14 protein-coding genes and 1 riboswitch are annotated in these 16,636 nt (G+C 58.0%); of the genes, 10 read left to right on the forward strand and 4 right to left on the reverse strand.

Translation table 11 applies throughout. From position 1 onward, the window contains the following. Positions 1-6: 6 nt before the first annotated feature. Complete coding sequence (locus EPE01S_RS00560; protein WP_062742629.1) at positions 7-1,338, reverse strand: PTS sugar transporter subunit IIC; 1,332 nt, start codon at positions 1,336-1,338, stop codon at positions 7-9. Positions 1,339-1,349: 11 nt separating this feature from the next. Then, entirely contained in the window at positions 1,350-1,664 is a 315-nt protein-coding gene (locus EPE01S_RS00565; RefSeq protein ID WP_062742630.1) for a PTS sugar transporter subunit IIB, read from the reverse strand. A gap of 294 nt (positions 1,665-1,958) precedes the next feature. Here EPE01S_RS00565 and EPE01S_RS00570 point away from each other — a divergent pair, with 294 nt between their 5' ends. Together EPE01S_RS00570 and EPE01S_RS00575 are read left to right on the forward strand one after the other, a co-directional pair. After that, positions 1,959-2,912 (forward strand): LacI family DNA-binding transcriptional regulator, encoded by a 954-nt coding sequence (locus EPE01S_RS00570; RefSeq protein ID WP_062742631.1) that lies wholly within the window; start codon positions 1,959-1,961, stop codon positions 2,910-2,912. A 355-nt stretch (positions 2,913-3,267) separates the two neighbouring features. Continuing rightward, on the forward strand, positions 3,268-5,205 hold the full coding sequence (locus EPE01S_RS00575; protein ID WP_062742632.1) for a methyl-accepting chemotaxis protein: 1,938 nt from the start codon (positions 3,268-3,270) through the stop codon (positions 5,203-5,205). A gap of 51 nt (positions 5,206-5,256) precedes the next feature. Here EPE01S_RS00575 and EPE01S_RS00580 read toward each other — a convergent pair whose 3' ends face one another. After that, complete coding sequence (locus tag EPE01S_RS00580; protein WP_062742633.1) at positions 5,257-6,267, reverse strand: LacI family DNA-binding transcriptional regulator; 1,011 nt, start codon at positions 6,265-6,267, stop codon at positions 5,257-5,259. Between the two features lie 263 nt (positions 6,268-6,530). Here EPE01S_RS00580 and EPE01S_RS00585 point away from each other — a divergent pair, with 263 nt between their 5' ends. The 3 genes from EPE01S_RS00585 to EPE01S_RS00595 all read left to right on the forward strand — a co-directional run bounded on the left by EPE01S_RS00585 (position 6,531) and on the right by EPE01S_RS00595 (position 10,651). Beyond that, positions 6,531-7,793, forward strand: a complete 1,263-nt coding sequence (locus EPE01S_RS00585; protein ID WP_062742634.1) for an MFS transporter — start codon at positions 6,531-6,533, stop codon at positions 7,791-7,793. After that, the gene (locus EPE01S_RS00590) at positions 7,793-9,220 is read left to right on the forward strand and encodes a glycoside hydrolase family 32 protein (RefSeq protein WP_062742635.1); all 1,428 of its coding nucleotides are present in this window, start codon (positions 7,793-7,795) and stop codon (positions 9,218-9,220) included. Before EPE01S_RS00585 ends, EPE01S_RS00590 begins: the two co-directional genes overlap by 1 nt. A gap of 78 nt (positions 9,221-9,298) precedes the next feature. Beyond that, positions 9,299-10,651 (forward strand): carbohydrate porin, encoded by a 1,353-nt coding sequence (locus EPE01S_RS00595; protein ID WP_062742636.1) that lies wholly within the window; start codon positions 9,299-9,301, stop codon positions 10,649-10,651. Between the two features lie 46 nt (positions 10,652-10,697). Here the strand turns inward: EPE01S_RS00595 and EPE01S_RS00600 are convergent, their stop codons facing one another. Further along, positions 10,698-11,723 carry an LLM class flavin-dependent oxidoreductase gene (locus EPE01S_RS00600; protein WP_062742637.1) on the reverse strand — a complete coding sequence of 342 codons (1,026 nt, stop codon included), beginning with the start codon at positions 11,721-11,723 and terminating at the stop codon, positions 10,698-10,700. A gap of 100 nt (positions 11,724-11,823) precedes the next feature. Next, positions 11,824-11,928, forward strand: a riboswitch (TPP riboswitch). Between the two features lie 64 nt (positions 11,929-11,992). Here EPE01S_RS00600 and EPE01S_RS00605 point away from each other — a divergent pair. The 5 genes from EPE01S_RS00605 to EPE01S_RS00625 all read left to right on the forward strand — a co-directional run bounded on the left by EPE01S_RS00605 (position 11,993) and on the right by EPE01S_RS00625 (position 16,570). Next, positions 11,993-12,682: a TenA family protein gene (locus EPE01S_RS00605; RefSeq protein WP_062743075.1), complete on the forward strand. Its 690-nt coding sequence runs from the start codon at positions 11,993-11,995 to the stop codon at positions 12,680-12,682. Beyond that, complete coding sequence (locus EPE01S_RS00610; protein ID WP_062742638.1) at positions 12,679-13,425, forward strand: ABC transporter ATP-binding protein; 747 nt, start codon at positions 12,679-12,681, stop codon at positions 13,423-13,425. The genes EPE01S_RS00605 and EPE01S_RS00610 overlap by 4 nt, the downstream gene beginning before the upstream one ends. After that, positions 13,422-14,174, forward strand: a complete 753-nt coding sequence (locus EPE01S_RS00615; protein ID WP_062742639.1) for an ABC transporter permease — start codon at positions 13,422-13,424, stop codon at positions 14,172-14,174. Before EPE01S_RS00610 ends, EPE01S_RS00615 begins: the two co-directional genes overlap by 4 nt. A 25-nt stretch (positions 14,175-14,199) precedes the next feature. Then, positions 14,200-15,135, forward strand: coding sequence for an ABC transporter substrate-binding protein (locus EPE01S_RS00620; protein ID WP_062742640.1), 936 nt, complete (start codon positions 14,200-14,202; stop codon positions 15,133-15,135). Positions 15,136-15,355: 220 nt separating this feature from the next. Continuing rightward, a complete protein-coding gene (locus EPE01S_RS00625; RefSeq protein WP_062742641.1) occupies positions 15,356-16,570 on the forward strand; it encodes an FAD-dependent oxidoreductase in 1,215 nt (404 codons plus the stop codon). The last annotated feature ends 66 nt before the right edge of the window (positions 16,571-16,636 follow it).

Here is a 16,636-nt window from a genome sequence, read left to right on the forward strand (position 1 = left end):
TGATTATCAGTTGGTGCGAACCGTTTCGCCTGAGGGCGCGGCAGCACTTTGTACTTTCTGCTCTTCGGCTTTCAGTAACGAGCGCTCGTAGGCACGCAGGAACGGCAGGTACATCAGCGCCGACATCACCATACAAATCAGGCACATTATTACCGGACTTAAGGCCCAGTTCGCCGCCCAGGACGCCCCTATCGGTGCAGGTGTGGTCCACGGCGTAAGGGATACCACCTGTGCCAGCCAGCCCAGTTTCGTTGCGCCATAGGCCAGACAGGCGTTAACCATCGGTACGCAGATAAACGGCAGAAACAGCATCGGGTTCATGATGATCGGCGCGCCAAACAGGATCGGCTCATTGATATTAAAGAAGCTCGGCACCACGCCCATTTTGCCGATGGTTCGCAGATGGGTGACGCGGCTGCGCAACAGCAGGAAGGCCAGCGGCAGCGTGGAACCCACCCCGCCGATCAGCAGGTAGTGATCCCAGAAGCCCTGTAAATAGATGTGCGGTAAGGCTGAACCCGCCGCCAGTGCCGCCTGGTTAGCCGACAGGTTGGCCATCCAGAACGGGTTCATAATCCCGGTCACAATCAGCGCACCGTGAATGCCGGCGAACCAGAAGATCTGGCACAGCAGCACGGACAGCAGAATAGCCGGCAGGGAATCTGATGCCGACACCAGCGGTTCCAGCAGATGCATGATTGCCTGCGGCATAATCATGCCGGTCTGCGCTTCAATAAACAGATTCAGCGGATGCAGCGTCCCCATCACCACCACCACCGGGATCAGGATTTCAAAGGAACGCGCCACCCCGGTCGGTACTTCTTTCGGCAGGCGGATAGTGATGTTGTTCTGTTTCAGCCAGGCGTAAACCCGCGTGGAGTAGATGGCGGTGATCAGCGCGGTGAAAATCCCCTGTCCGGAGAGATACTGCGTCGAAATATGTCCGTCAGAATAAGGGGCGGCAACCAGAAGAAACGCCATAAAGGCCAGCAGGCCGGCCATCACCGGATCCAGATTAAACTGGCGCCCGAGGCTGGCACCGATCCCCACCGAGATAAAGAAGGTCATGACTCCCATGCTGAGATTAAACGGCAGCATCAGCTGTTCACGGTAAGTCAGGGAGAAGTCCAGCCAGCCGCGGGCAAAGCTGTTGGTGGTCTCCGCCGAGAACGGCGGAAAGATAAACACCAGCATGAACGAGCCGATGATCATAAACGGCAGCGCGGCGGTAAAGCCGTCGCGGATGGCAATGACATACTTCTGCTGGCCGAGACGCCCCGCCAGCGGGGTAATCGATTGCTCGATAACGGCAATCATTGACTGATATACAGAACTCATATGAACACCTTTTAGTGAACCGCGTTAATCAAAGACAGCGCGAAGTCCAGCACCTTGTCGCCGCGCTGCATGCCGTAGTCCATCGGATCGATGGGCTGAACGGGAATGCCCTGCGCGGCCGCCTTTTCTGACAGGGTTTTCAACATATATTTGACCTGAGGCCCCAGCAGTACGACCTGATAGTGTGGGAACTGGTTATCGAACTCGGCAACGCCATAGGCTTCAATATCCACCTCCAGCTCCCTTTCCTTCGCTGCCTCGACCATTTTCCTGACCAGCATACTGGTCGACATCCCGGCAGAGCAGCACAGCATAATCCTGACCATAAATCCTTCACCTCAAAATGTAATGGAACGTAAATGTGGAAACGATTGGACACCATACGGAAACCGTTTTCCATCAAGCGGAAACAGAACTGTGAACCTCATCATAAAGCCCTACTGAAAAGGGATTTTTCCGCGATTCACATCACAGTATTACCGCCCATATGGACACTTTTGAGATGATATGGAAAATCCGTTTCCATGATTTGAGGAAGACGCTATACTGGCGGTGGCGAATTTTGCGCCATTATTGCGGCCAGTCTGGCCGGTTGATATCGCGGCGTTCAGGGGAGATAAATGTCAACAATCAACGATGTATCGCGTCTGGCTGGGGTGTCCAAAGCCACCGTATCACGGGTGTTGAGCGGGTCGCGCGGGGTGAAAGAAGCCAGCCGCCTGGCGGTGTTACAGGCCGCTGAAGAGCTCAACTACCGGCCGAATGTCATTGCCCAGTCTTTACTCTCCCAGTCTACCGGCTGTATTGGCGTGATTTGCGCCCAGGAAAACATCAATCAGACCACCGGCTACCTCTACGCGCTGGAAAAACAGCTCAGTCAGCACCAGAAACATCTGCTGCTGCGCTTTGCTAACAGCAAAGCCGGAGTGATGAATGCGCTGGATGAACTGTCCTGCGGGCTGTGTGACGACATCCTGATTATCGGTGCCCGCTTCCCGCTGGATATTGCCGATGACCACGTGATCCTGATTGATTGTGTCGATGCCGACACGCCGAACAGCATCCAGTTTGATCACGCCTTCGCCGCGGAGACTGCCTGCAATTATCTGATCAGCCAGGGACGACGCCAGATTGCCCTGATCCACCCGGATACCCGGGGCCACGCCGACCAGGTTTTGCTCGGCTACAAGCTGGCGCTGGAAAACAATTTTTTGCCATTTAACCGTAATCTGGTGTTTATGGATTCCACCACCTCCTCTGTGGCGGTGCAGGTACTGCTGAACAATGCCATTACCGTCAACTTCAATGCTCTGCTGGTGGCAGACGAGCAGGAGGCACAGCGGGTCATCAGCCAGCTCCAGGCGTTTAATAAGGCGGTACCCGGCGATATTATGATCTTCAGCCTGGCGGGCTCGCTGGATTTGCCGGGCATCCCGACCATTCCCTCCATTGAATATTCAATGGACGCCATGGCCGCGCGCATCGTCAGCTGGCTGACGCAAAAAACACAGGATATGCTCGGTGCCTGCGTGCTGAGGGGCGATTTGATTATTCCGGACAGACGTAAACGTTAGGTGTTTGCCGCACTGAACTGAGCGAAAACACCCGGGTGCAGGCTCGCTGTCTGCGCCCAAAACCTCCCGCGACCTTCCAACCCTGCGCCGGCGAATAACCACCTCCCTGGCTGTTTATTCTTTTCGCGCATCCTCGTCCGCCGCTTCGCTTTATCCCCGGCCTGGCTGTCAATCCATCACAATTAAAATCATTGGTTTAAATTCAGCAGGATAAAAACATTTAGCGCTAAATTGTAAATAAACATTAATGATCGCTTTCATCAGGCCGATAGGTTCTTCGAAGCAATGTCTTAAAAAATACGCCTGGGGAAGAGATACCTCCAAGACCATTAATTATGTTTATAAGGGATTTAATATGATTACGCGCGCATTTGATTTCAATAATTACTCAATAGGAAAAAAACTGTTTTCAGGTTTTATTCTGTTGATTGCCATCATTATTGGCATATCCGGATACAGTATTTCTTCTTTAAAATCCATTGAACGTAACTCGATAAAAACCCAGATCACCAACGACATTGGCAATCTGCTGGATACCGCCAGAAGAAACCGCCTGCTCTATATGCACACCGGTGACGAACAGAAAATGAAAGAAAACGGTGAAGCCATCCAGTCCATGCAGGCACTGCACAGCGAGGCCGGCAGGTATAACTGGCGCGGGGACACTAAGGCCCACTTCGAGCAGCTCGGTGGCCTGATCCGTACTTACAGCCAGCTGCGTACCACCTTCCATGAGAAAAGCGTTCAGAGCAATCAGCTGTCACAGAAAGTCCACCAGTACAGCGATAAACGCACCATCGCTGACCTGCAAAGCCAGATTCAGAATACCGCGCCCGAGGCTGACGTCAGTGCCAGACTCTATGACCTGCTGTTTGCCTTAACCCTGCTCAGTGAAGCGGCAGATAACCTGGTGGTCCAGCATACCCCGGACGCCTTATCCCGCTTCGAACAGGCCTTTACCCACGCGGAGTCACTGTACAGTGATGCCCAGACCAGCGCCTCCGACAGCACCCGCGCTGTGCTGACCCCGGCATGGGAACGCTATCAGGCGCTGAAAAGCGCCGTTGACACCTTCCTGCCCGCCATCGCCGCCACGCAGAAAGCTGCCGACGCCATGGGCACCGGCGCAGAGTCGCTGAACCGGTCGACCCAGGAGCTGATCAAAGCTCAGGCAGACTTCAATAATCAGCTGATTGTTAACACCATTATGATTATCAGTGCCCTGTCGCTGGCGGGCGTGGTTGCCGGACTGCTGACAGCCTGGGTCATCACCCGTAAGATCACCCGTCCCGTTGGTGAAAACCTGGCGCTGGCCCAGCGTATTTCCGCAGGCGACCTGACGGCACAGATCACGGCATCCTCAACGGATGAGCTTGGCAGACTGACGCAAACCATGGGGGCGATGAATACGCGGTTGCGCGATATGATCTCGGGGATCCGTGAAAGCGTCAGCCACCTTGCCAGCGCCTCGTCACAGATTGCCGCCGGAAATACGGACTTAGCTTCCCGCACCGAACAGCAGTCAGCGGCAGTGGTACAAACCGCCTCCAGCATGGAGGAGCTGACCTCGACGGTACGGTTAAACGCCGATAATGCCCAGCAGGCCAGCAAACTGGCTGCCAGCGCCAGTGCCGATGCACGTAAAGGCGGTCAGATTGTGGGTGAAGTGGTCAGTACCATGAACGGTATTGCGACCAGTTCGAAGAAGATCACCGAGATTATCAGCGTGATCAACGGTATTGCTTTCCAGACCAATATTCTGGCGCTAAACGCGGCAGTAGAAGCCGCCAGAGCGGGTGAACAGGGACGCGGGTTTGCCGTGGTCGCGGGCGAAGTCAGAACGCTGGCGCAGCGCAGCGCGGATGCCGCGAAAGAAATTGAATCGCTGATCAATGATTCCGTGGCGCGCATTGGTACCGGGACGGAGCTGGTCAACCGCGCCGGAGCCAGCATGGAGGATATCGTCAGTTCGGTGACCCACGTCAGCCAGATCATTGACGAAATTTCCAGCTCTTCCAGTGAGCAGCGTCAGGGGATTGAGCAAATCGGTAAAGCCGTCACCGAGATGGACTCCACCACCCAGCAGAACGCCACGCTGGTTCAGGAGTCTTCGGCTGCCGCCATTTCGCTGGAACAGCAGGCGAAAAAACTCAGTGAGATGGTCGCTATCTTTAAAACCTCCGCCAGCCAGGTGCACGAAGGTGAGTGGGTAAGCGGCGCGGCGCAGACGCCAGCGCTGGCCGTGCCGTCCCGACCGGCTAAAGCGGCAGAAGAGGAGTGGACCTCGTTTTAACGCCAGTATCTGCCCGCTGAACGTCTGGCGGGCAGGCGCAGGCCATCGCCATCAGGCTGGCCTGCGGGCAATCGACGCTCTCTCCAGCCACGGGCTGGGAACGCGGACCGTGTTCTGATGCGTCTGACCGTTGATGATATGCAGCGCACTGAGGCGGCCAATATCATAGTGCGGAAGCTGCACCGTCGACAGCGGCGGCAGGAACAGATCGCCAATACCCACCATATTGTCATACCCCAGCACGGCCACCTCTTCGGGAATACGAACGCCGTGCGCCAGCAGGGTCTGATAAACCATAAACGCCACCCGGTCATTGCCGCAGATCACCGAATCAAAAACGGGTTTCCCCCGGGAAAACTGCGACAGGACGCTGGCCGGGATATCGCGGTAATGCTCATCGCCATAGGTCATATAGCGGTGGGTCAGACTCTCCGGGTCAATACCGGCTTCATGGCAGGCACGATCCAGCCCCTGACGACGCCGGCGCGTGGCCAGATGCTGGGACGGCAGATGCAGGCATAGGGGACGGCGATACCCGGCGGCGAAGAGCCCTTTTGCCCCGGCATACTGCCCCTGCTCGTCGTCCGGAATATAGCTGGCTACCGGCTGGTGCAGGCTTTCGCAGTTGGCCAGCACACAGGGAAGCGTCAGCAGCTTTTCCGGGACCGGCACCTGCCGCAGGCCCATTGTCGTGTAAATAATGCCGCCCGGCCGGTGGGAAAGCAGCAGATCGACCATGGTTTCCGGGCTGTCGTCCGAAAACATATTCACCACAAAACTGTTCCAGCCGTGCGCCCGCGCCGTCTCCTCAATCGACAGGGTGATCTCCACCGAAAAAGGCGTGGTCACGGTATCCAGCGCCAGCACGCCGATGGTTCTGGGGGTTGCACGTGCGCCACGGATCTTTTTGGCTGACAGATCGGGCACGTAATTCAGCTCCCGGATCGCCGCCTGCACCCGGATCAGCGTTTCAGGCTTTAACCGCTCAGGGGCGTTGAGTGCCCGTGAAACGGTCATCAGGGAAACTTCTGCACGCTGTGCCACATCTTTTAATGACGCCATAACCTTCTGTCCTGATTTAAGCCATCGCCGTCCACGACTGTGCGTAAGGCTATACAACTCCCTTTATGAAGTAAAAAGGAGCCTGCGATATTTTGACCCCCGCCGCCGAAACCACTCTCACACCGTCAAAAAAGTTGATCGCCGTCTCAGTTTGATAATGTTAACGTTAACCTCTGTGATTAACATCATATATCGCCGCCAATACGCTGCTCAACCCCATAATGTTAACGTTATCATGCGCCATCTTCCTTACTGAGACCATAATGATGAAAAAACATCATTCTCGTAGTTATCCGCTGTTGAGCGCCCTGCTGTTCTTCTTCTTCGTGAGCTGGTCCTCCTCCAGCTCGCTGTTTTCCATCTGGCTGCATCAGGAAGTGGGGATGCGGGCCTCGGACACCGGGATTATTTTCTCTGTGCTGTCGGTGTCGGCGCTGTGCGCGCAGGTCTGCTACGGCTTTATTCAGGATCGGCTGGGCTTACGGAAAAACCTGTTGTGGTACATGACCGCCCTGTTGATCCTCTCCGGCCCGGCTTTCTTACTGTTCGGCTACCTGCTGAAAATCAATATCTTAGCCGGCAGCATCTTCGGCGGACTGTTTGTGGGCATGACCTTTAACGGCGGCATCGGCGTGCTGGAGTCTTATACCGAGCGCGTGGCACGACAGAGTACCTTTGAGTTTGGTAAAGCCCGCATGTGGGGCTCGCTGGGCTGGGCGGTGGCGACCTTCTTCGCCGGACTGCTGTTTAATCTCAACCCGAAACTTAACTTCCTGGTGGCCTCCTGCTCTGGCGTGGTGTTCTTTATCCTGCTGGCGCGGCTTAACGTCAGCACCCCCGCCAGCCTGGAAAAGCTGGAAACCGGCATCAGTAAAGTGACCCTGGAAGATGCCCTGCGCTTACTGACCCTGCCCCGCTTCTGGGCACTGGTGTTCTTCGTGGTCGGCACCTGTATTTATGGGGTGTACGATCAGCAGTTCCCGGTCTACTTCGCCTCCCAGTTCCCCACCCTGCGCGAAGGCAATGCCATGTTCGGCTACCTGAACTCCTTCCAGGTCTTTCTGGAAGCCGCCGGCATGTTCTGCGCCCCGTGGCTGGTAAACCGTATCGGCGCTAAAAACGGGCTGATCTTTGCCGGGATGGTGATGGCGCTGCGCATGGTGGCGTCAGGTATGGTGGAAGGCCCGCTGCTGATTTCCATCACCAAACTGCTGCACGCGCTGGAACTGCCGGTGCTGCTGGTGTCCATTTTTAAATACAACAGCCTGCATTTTGACAAACGCCTCTCCTCAACCCTGTACCTGGTGGGCTTTGCCTGCACCAGCTCGGTGATTGCAACGGTATTGTCCCCGCTGGCGGGCTACAGCTACGAGAAATATGGCTTTGCTCAGTCCTACCTGATCATGGGGCTGATGGTGTTCTGCACCACCTTTTTCTCCGTCTTTCTGCTGCGTAATCAGAAATCCTTATCAGAAGGCGCGCCTCCGGCCCCTTCTTCCCTCTCACCACTCAAGAGTGAACAGTGATGACATTTCGACTTGAAGATGCTGAACAGGCGCTGATCCGCCAGCGCGACCAGATTACCCTCCGCTGGTATCCCCGCTATCATCTTGCTCCCCAGGCGGGATGGATGAACGACCCGAACGGGCTGGTATGGTTTGACGGCTGGTATCACGCCTTTTATCAGCATCATCCCTACTCCACGCAGTGGGGGCCGATGCACTGGGGCCACGCGCGCAGCCTTGACCTGGTCAACTGGGAGCATTTGCCCGTCGCCCTGGCACCGGAAGGGCCGGAAGATAAAGACGGTTGTTTTTCTGGTTCAGCAGTGGTCAACGGCGATGAGCTGGCGCTGATTTACACCGGCCATAAATTTCACGGCGACCCCTCCAGTGACGATAACCTTTACCAGGTGCAGTGTCTCGCCACCAGCCGGGATGGCATCCATTTCAGCCGACAGGGTCAGGTGCTGGACACCCCTGCCGGGTTGCATCACTTCCGCGATCCTAAAGTGTGGCGGGAAGGACGGCACTGGTACATGGTGGTCGGTGCCCGTGAAGCGCATACCGGGCAGGTCAGGCTTTACCGCTCTGACGATCTGCACCGCTGGGAAGATGCCGGGATACTGGCTGAGGCCCCGCCGCACCTCGGCTTTATGTGGGAGTGCCCGGACTTCTTCACTCTGGCAGGCAAACAGATCCTGCTGATGTCTCCCCAGGGCATCCAGGCCCGGGGCTATGACCACCGCAACCTGTTCCAGAGTGGCTATATTGTCGGCCACTGGCAGCCGGGGGCCGACTTTACCCAAGAGGGTGACTTCACCGAACTGGATCGCGGCCATGATTTTTATGCCCCGCAGACCTTTGTCACACCGGACGGCCGCCGGATGGTGATGGCGTGGATGAACACCTGGGAATCAGCGATGCCAGAGCAGCAGGACGGCTGGTGCGGCATGCTTACCCTGCCCCGGGAGCTCACCCTGACGGCCGATCATCGTCTGCAGATGACCCCGGCGCGAGAGGTGGAATGCCTGCGCCAGCGCTGGCATCCGTGGCCTGCCGGGAGGCTGAAAAACCAGCAGCAGTGCGTCATGGAAAATTGTGAAACCAGTGAGGTGCTCGTCAGCTGGAACCGGGCCACCAGCGATGCGGAACAGTACGGCATCAGCCTGTCAGACGGTCTGCGCCTGTATGTTGACAGCCAGTCCCAGCGCCTGGTGCTGGCACGTCACTATCCGCTCTGCGGTCTGAGTGGCGAACGCAGCGTCGCGCTCCCTGCCGGGGATACGCTCTCCCTGCGCATCTTCTTTGACCGCTCCTCGGTGGAAGTGTTTGTCAACGATGGCGACGCCTGCCTGACCAGCCGTATTTTCCCCGGGCAGCGTCAGCTGTCGCTGTTTGCCTGGTCCGGCAGCGCGGACGTCACCGCGTGTGGAGCCTGGGACTTAGCCTGACGCACTGCCCTGCTGCTCACCCGTGACCGCGGGTGAGCCTTTTGCCTCCCTATAAAATAATGTGCAAGGAATTCATCGATGAAAATAGCCGTCGGGATGATGCTGTGCGCCGGGATCTTTCCGGTCACCCTGTTTGCTGAAAGTACCTTAAGCGTTGAACAGCGTTTTCTCTTACTCGAAGCGCGTTTGAAAAATGCAGAGAAACGCGCCGACCGGGCAGAAGCGGAAATGGTGAAATTAAAACAGAACACCCGGGGGGATAACGCTACCACCGCCCACGCGGGCACCACTCCTCCCCTCGCCGTGAGCCTGAACACCCCGGCGGAACTGCGTTTTTATGGCGATGTGGAATTTAATGCCGACGCGGCCAGCCGCACGGGCAGCCTGACATCGTTAAAAACCAGCAGCAATAAAAGCTGGGCTCCCGGCAATAAAGAACGCTGGGATATTAACGGCCGCATATTATTAGGCGTGGAGGGGATCCGCCAGGGTTCTGCAGGGAAATATGCCGGATTCAACGTTCAGCCGCTGGCCGATATTCGCGGGAAAATGAATCTGGACGATGCGGCTTTCTTTTTTGGTCAGAAAGACAACTGGCAGGTGAAGACCGGGCGGTTTGAAGCCTGGGATATGTTTCCCCTCAATCAGGATACCTTTATCGAATACTCGGGCAATACCGCTAACGATCTGTACAGCGACGGCTACGGCTATATCTATATGATGAAGGAGGCGCGTGGCCGCAGTAACAGCGGCGGTAACCTGCTGCTGAGTCAAACCTGGGATAAGTGGTACGTTGAAGTGAACACCCTGATTGAGGATGGCAGCGCGCTGTATGTGGATCAGCGTTATCACGGCCGCACGATGGAAAACCAGAAAAATGTGATGTACGTGCGCCCGGTTGTGGCATGGCGATCCGATGTCTGGTCCGTCGCCGCCGCCATGGAAAGCAATATCGTGAATAACGCCTATGGCTATACCGACCGCGAAGGCCGCTGGCGCGATCAGTCGGAGCGCACCGGCTACGGGCTGACCATGACGTGGAATACGTTAAAGAACAACCCGCAGAATGGCACCGTGGTGAACGTGAATACGGCCTATATGGATGCCCGGGAGGAAACCGATTTTAGCGCCGGGATTAATGCTCTCTGGCATCGTGTCGAACTGGGCTATATTTACGCCCATAATAATATCTCGGAATTCTCAGCGTCCGGTGTCAGTGAGGAGTGTACCGCTGACTGCGCTATCTTCCAGCCGGGGCGCTACGACATTCATACCCTGCATACCTCCTGGCAGCTTCCCGATATCCTCGATATGCCCAACTTCACGGTCTATCTTGGCGGTTACGCGTCATGGCTGAATGCCGCCGATGACGATCGGGGAAATCATCAGCCACGTTATGGCGCACGCGTGCGGGCGAAATACCTCTTTTAACACTGACGTCACCGCCAGGCAGGCCTGGCGGTTCCCCAGCCCCCGGTTAGTTACGCCATCCCAGCCCTGGCGCCACATGCTTAAGGATCGCTTCAATGGTGTGCGCGCAGTAATCCACCCCCAGCTGATTCGGCACGGTGAGCAGCAGCGTGTCGGCTTCGGCAATCGCTTCATCCTGCGCCAGCTGTTCAATCAGCCGGTCCGGTTCTGCGGCGTAGCTGCGGCCAAAAATCGCCCGGGTTTTCTCATCAAGATAGCCCACCTTGTCACCCTCTTTGCCGCTGTTGCCAAAGTAGGCACGGTCCCTGTCATTCACCAGCGCAAAGATACTGCGGCTCACCGAGACACGTGGCGTGCGCAGGTGTCCGGCGGCTTTCCAGGCATCCCGGTAGGCGCGGATCTGAGCCGCCTGCTGAATGTGGAAGGGTTCACCCGTCTCATCGTCTTTCAGCGTTGAGCTTTGCAGGTTCATGCCCAGCTTTGCCGCCCACACCGCCGTGGCATTGGAACCGGCCCCCCACCAGATACGGTCACGCAGCCCTTCAGAGAACGGCTCCACGCGCAGCATCCCAGGGGGATTGGGGAACATCGGCTGCGGGTTTGGTCTGGCAAAGCCTTCGCCGCGCAGCACATCCAGCAGCACCTCGGTGTGATGACGCGCCATATCCGATTCATTTTCCCCTTCTGCGGGCTGATAGCCGAAATAGCGCCAGCCGTCGATCACCTGCTCCGGCGAGCCACGGCTGATGCCGAGCTGCAGACGCCCCCCGGAGATCAGGTCAGCGGAACCGGCATCTTCCGCCATATACATCGGGTTTTCATAGCGCATATCGATCACCCCGGTGCCAATCTCAATGCGCCGGGTTTTCGCCCCGACGGCGGCCAGCAGCGGGAAGGGGGAACTTAACTGACGGGCGAAGTGGTGGACGCGAAAATACGCGCCGTCTGCGCCGAGCTCTTCCGCCGCCACGGCCAGGTCGATAGACTGTAACAGGGCGTCAGCGGCTGAACGGGTGCCGGACTGCGGGGACGGTGTCCAGTGACCGAATGACAGGAATCCAATACTTTTCATAGGGTTTCTCAACAGGATAAAACGAATCAATTCAGTAATAAGTACGCGCTATCTCGCCACCTGGCAAGGATTGCTATCCAAAATGAATTATCGTATAACAATTCACTCCGAGGGGTGTCCTGTATGGGCTGAGATGGCGTAATAAGCCGAACCCTTTGAACCTGATCTGGGTCATGCCAGCGAAGGGACGGGTAGGCATTATTCTCGCCTGATCACACCTCCGCGCACCTGGATCGCCACTTAAATGAGGGGATTCTGTGTCGAACACCATTGAGCCTGTCGATTTCAGCCACGGCCTGTACGGACGTTTACGCCAGCAGGCGGGGAACGACTGGCAGGACTATGTGGCGCATCCGTTTATTCAGCAACTTTCACGCGGTACGCTGCCCGAAACCGCCTTTCGCCGCTATCTGACCCAGGATTACCTGTTTCTGATCCACTTTGCCCGTGCCTGGGCGCTGCTGGTCAGCAAGCTGCGCACGCTGCCGGAGATGCGTGCCGCTACCGCTTCGCTCAATGCCATTGTCAGCGAACTGCCGCTGCACGTCCGCTACTGCGAGAGCTGGGGGCTGAACGAGGCACAGATGGCTGCTGAACCGGAGGCGGCAGAAACCATGAATTACACCCGCTACGTGCTGGATATCGGTCACTCAGGGGACGCGCTGGATCTGCTGGCCGCCCTGCTCCCCTGTGTGGCAGGGTATGCCGAAATCGGCCTGGGCCTGCTGGCCTCCCCCAGGACGGTGCTGACAGGCAGCCCTTACGCTTCCTGGATCCGCAACTATTCGGACCCGGACTACCTCACCGGGGTGCGTGCCGCCCTTGCACTGCTGGAAACGGTCGGCCAGCAGCGGGGAGCCGAAAGCCGCTTCCCTGCCCTGTCCGAGATTTTTACCACCGCTACCCGCCTGGAGTCGGCTTTCTGGCAGATGGGACTCAACGCGGTAGCGACCCCATGACCGCCCATTCCGCTTCGCCACCGCCGGGCATCGCGGTTCGCCATCTGACGCTGCGCTTCGGCCCGCGCCCGCTCTTCAGCGATCTCAGCGTGGATATTCCCGCCGGGCGTTTTGTCGCGCTGCTGGGGGCCAGCGGCTGCGGCAAAACCAGCCTGCTGAAGATCATTGCCGGGCTGCTTCCGCCCGACGCCGGTTCGGTCTGCGGCAGCGACGGCCTGCCGCTGGCTGGTCGCATCGCCTGGATGGGTCAGAAAGATCTGCTTTATCCGTGGCTGTCGATCCGCGACAACGTCACCCTCGGCGCGCGGCTGCGCAGGGAGCCCGTCGATACTGACCGGGCTGACCACCTGCTGGCGCGTGTCGGGCTGCACGACTATGCCGGCCTTCGTCCCGCCGCCCTCTCCGGCGGCATGCGCCAGCGGGCGGCCATCGCCCGCACCCTGTATGAGAACCGCCCCGTTGTGCTGATGGACGAACCCTTCTCTGCGCTCGACACGCTGACGCGGGCGAAGATCCAGACGCTGGCCGCTGAGGTGCTGGCGGACCGCACCGTACTGCTGATCACCCACGACCCGATGGAAGCCTGCCGCCTGAGCCACCATCTGCTGGTGCTCTCCGGGCACCCTGCGGGCATCGACGACAGTCACACCATTGGCGGCCTGCCGCCGCGTGCGCCGGATGATGCCGACCTGCTGAAAAGCCAGGGGGCGCTGTTGCAACAGCTGCTGAGGGCGGCAGGATGAGGGCCAGCCTGGCAGGTCACGCTCGCGGGCTGATAATTTTTAGCGGACTGATCCTGCTGTGGTGGCTGGTCACCCTGAGTGCCATTCCCGCATTTTTGCTGCCCTCACCCATCGCGGTGGCCAGTGCGCTGTGGGAGGGGCGCGCTTTTCTCGCTTATCACAGCCTGATCACCGCCTCGGAAGTGCTGGCCGGGCTGGTGCTGGGCGTGTTGCTGGGGTCGCTGCTGGCCATCCTGATGATCGTCTCCCCCCGTCTGCAGCGCTGGCTGATGCCGCTGGTGCTGACCAGCCAGGCCATTCCGGTGTTTGCACTGGCCCCGCTGCTGGTTCTGTGGTTTGGCTTTGGCATCAGCGCCAAAGTGGCGATGGCGGTGCTGGTGATTTTTTTCCCGGTCACGTCGACCCTGTTTGACGGGCTCAGGCGGGTCAATCAGGACTATCTCGACCTGGCCCGCACCATGGGGGCCTCTGGCTGGGCCCAGCTGCGCCACGTCCGTCTGATGGCGGCGTTACCGGCATTCGGTTCCGGCCTGCGGATGGCCGCCGCCGTGGCACCGATTGGCGCGATTATCGGGGAATGGGTCGGGTCCGCCGGAGGGCTGGGTTACGTTATGCTGAATGCCAACGCGCGCATGCAGACGGACCAGTGTTTTGCCGCATTATTTATTCTTGTGCTGATGACCGTCTTACTCTGGATGGCCGTCGACACCCTGATCCACCGCCTGATTAACTGGGCACCTGAATCATGATGATAACCTCTGGAAGGAAGATAAAATGATCAAGAACATCTGCGCCGGACTGCTGTTAAGCGGTGCCTGCAGCAGTGCGGCAATGGCCGGCGAGAAACTGACGCTGGTGCTCGACTGGTATATTAATCCGGATCATGCACCGATTATGGTGGCAGAGCAGATCGGGGCCTTTAAGGCCGAGGGACTGGATGTGACGATTATCCCGCCTTCCGATCCGTCTCTGCCGCCACGCATGGTGGCCGCCAGACAGGCGGACCTTGCCATCACCTATCAGCCCCAGCTGCATTTCTTCGCCGATGATGGCCTGCCGCTGGTCCGCGTGGGAACGCTGATTAATACGCCGCTGAATACCGTTATCACCCTGGATAAGCGCATTACCTCCCCGTCAGGGCTGAAAGGCAAGACCGTCGGTTATTCGGTCAGTGGTATTGAACAGGTGACGCTGAGCACCATGATGAAGCATCAGAAACTCAGTCTGAAAGAGATAAAGATGATTAACGTTAACTTCCAGCTGACCAGCGCCCTGCTGGCCGGGCAGGTGGATGCGGTAATCGGCGGTTACCGCAATATTGAAGCGGAGGAGCTGAGATTGCAGGGTAAAGATCCGGTGGTGCTCAACGTCGAGGATTACGGCGTACCGGCTTATGACGAGCTGGTGATTGTCGCCAACCGCGACAGCGTGAACGAACCGAAGGTGAAGAAATTCCTCGCGGCGCTGAAAAAAGGCAACGACTATCTGCAGAAACACCCGCAGGAGAGCTGGCTGGCCTTTGCTAAGGCGCACCCGGAACTGAACACGGAGCTGAACCGCGTTGCCTGGCAGAAAACCCTGCCGCTGTTTGCCCGCGATCCGGCCTGGCTCGACGTGAAGCGCTACACCGACTACGAGCAGTTCCTGTTTAACAATAAGCTGCTGAAAAAGATCACCCCGGTTGCAGACTACGCGGTGGAACTGCACTAATCCTCCCTGCGGGCGACCGGAAAAAAGGGCTTCAGGACGCCCCGTGCAAATCATCGTCTCGGGCGTCCGTACATTAAGCTGCCCCCTGCTGCAACAGCACTATCCGCTTGCCGGGGGTGGGCTGCTGTAATGATCGGCCCGACCGCCCCGGCGATAAAAATTCGCCATAGATAATGATAACTATTATCATAAAAGCCACACCCACCTCCCCGGAGTCACTATGTCCCCCTTCCCTCCTGAACGCCTTACCACCGACTGCTGCATCGCAGGCGGCGGCCCGGCCGGACTGATGCTCGGCTACCTGCTGGCCCGCGCCGGTGTGCAGGTGGTGGTGATTGAAAAACACGACGACTTTCTGCGCGACTTCCGCGGCGACACCATCCATCCCTCCACGCTGCAAATCATGCACCACCTTGGCCTGCTCGACGAACTGCTGCAGCTACCGCACCAGCGTGCGCCGCGCCTGGAGGCAGAGATTGGCGGTGAAGAGGTGGCGCTGGCGGATTTTTCCCGCCTGCCGGTCAAATGCCGCTTTATGGCGTTTATGCCGCAGTGGGATTTCCTCAACTTTCTGAAAGAAAAAGCCGCCGCCCTGCCGACGTTTTCGTTCTATCCCGCCACGGCCTTCAGCGAACTGCTGCATGACGCTGACCGCGTCGCCGGCGTGCGTGCCACCCATGCCAGCGGCAGCAGCGAGATCCGCGCAGCGCTGGTGGTGGGCTGCGACGGGCGGCACTCCAGGGTCCGACAGCAGGCCGGACTGACCGGGCAATCGTTCGGTTCGCCACGGGATGTGCTGTGGTTCCCACTCAACAAGCGTGATGATGACCCGGAATGGAACACCGGTCATAAAGGACCGAAGCAGAACTTTATCATGCTCGATCGCGGCAGCTACTGGCAGTGCGGTTACTCCATCACCAAAGGGGATTACGAACCGATAAAGGAGAACGGGATTGAGGCGTTTAAACAGCAGGTTGCTGCCGTCGCCCCGTTCCCGGTTGAACGCATGGCGGAGCTGACGGACTGGCAGCCGGTCAAACTGCTGGATATTCGTATCGACCGGCTGGATGCGTGGATGAAACCCGGGGTGCTCTGCATCGGGGATGCGGCTCACGCCATGTCGCCTATCGGCGGTGTCGGGGTGAACCTCGCCATCCAGGATGCGGTGGCCGCAGCCAATATTCTCACGCCCGCCCTGCGCAGCGGCAGCGTTCCCCTGCGTCTGCTAAAAAAAGTGCAGCAGCGGCGTCAGTTCCCTACCCGCGCCACGCAGTTTATCCAGATAAAGATGAGTGGCAAAAAGCGTAAAGAGGGGGAAAGCAGCCCGCTGCCGCGCATCATTAAACGTTTCCCGTTTCTGCCGTATGTCTTTGGCTGGATTATCGGTCTGGGCTTTCGCCGCGAGAAGCCGCGTCGTTTCAGGGCACGGTCCTGAAACAGTCTCTTGCAACAACAGCATTTATCGTTCAGAGGTTGTTTAGCTTTCGTTTAACAACCGATG

The sequence above is a fragment of the Erwinia persicina NBRC 102418 genome, from assembly GCF_001571305.1.
Taxonomy (GTDB): domain Bacteria; phylum Pseudomonadota; class Gammaproteobacteria; order Enterobacterales; family Enterobacteriaceae; genus Erwinia; species Erwinia persicina.

Coding starts and splice junctions, on each gene's coding strand:
- EPE01S_RS00580 (WP_062742633.1), bottom strand. CDS start 6,267: ATGGCGTCATTAAAAGATGTGGCACAGCGTGCAGAAGTTTCCCTGATG.
- EPE01S_RS00595 (WP_062742636.1), top strand. CDS start 9,299: ATGAAAATAGCCGTCGGGATGATGCTGTGCGCCGGGATCTTTCCGGTC.
- EPE01S_RS00610 (WP_062742638.1), top strand. CDS start 12,679: ATGACCGCCCATTCCGCTTCGCCACCGCCGGGCATCGCGGTTCGCCAT.
- EPE01S_RS00590 (WP_062742635.1), top strand. CDS start 7,793: ATGACATTTCGACTTGAAGATGCTGAACAGGCGCTGATCCGCCAGCGC.
- EPE01S_RS00585 (WP_062742634.1), top strand. CDS start 6,531: ATGATGAAAAAACATCATTCTCGTAGTTATCCGCTGTTGAGCGCCCTG.
- EPE01S_RS00625 (WP_062742641.1), top strand. CDS start 15,356: ATGTCCCCCTTCCCTCCTGAACGCCTTACCACCGACTGCTGCATCGCA.
- EPE01S_RS00575 (WP_062742632.1), top strand. CDS start 3,268: ATGATTACGCGCGCATTTGATTTCAATAATTACTCAATAGGAAAAAAA.
- EPE01S_RS00620 (WP_062742640.1), top strand. CDS start 14,200: ATGATCAAGAACATCTGCGCCGGACTGCTGTTAAGCGGTGCCTGCAGC.
- EPE01S_RS00565 (WP_062742630.1), bottom strand. CDS start 1,664: ATGGTCAGGATTATGCTGTGCTGCTCTGCCGGGATGTCGACCAGTATG.
- EPE01S_RS00615 (WP_062742639.1), top strand. CDS start 13,422: ATGAGGGCCAGCCTGGCAGGTCACGCTCGCGGGCTGATAATTTTTAGC.
- EPE01S_RS00560 (WP_062742629.1), bottom strand. CDS start 1,338: ATGAGTTCTGTATATCAGTCAATGATTGCCGTTATCGAGCAATCGATT.
- EPE01S_RS00600 (WP_062742637.1), bottom strand. CDS start 11,723: ATGAAAAGTATTGGATTCCTGTCATTCGGTCACTGGACACCGTCCCCG.
- EPE01S_RS00570 (WP_062742631.1), top strand. CDS start 1,959: ATGTCAACAATCAACGATGTATCGCGTCTGGCTGGGGTGTCCAAAGCC.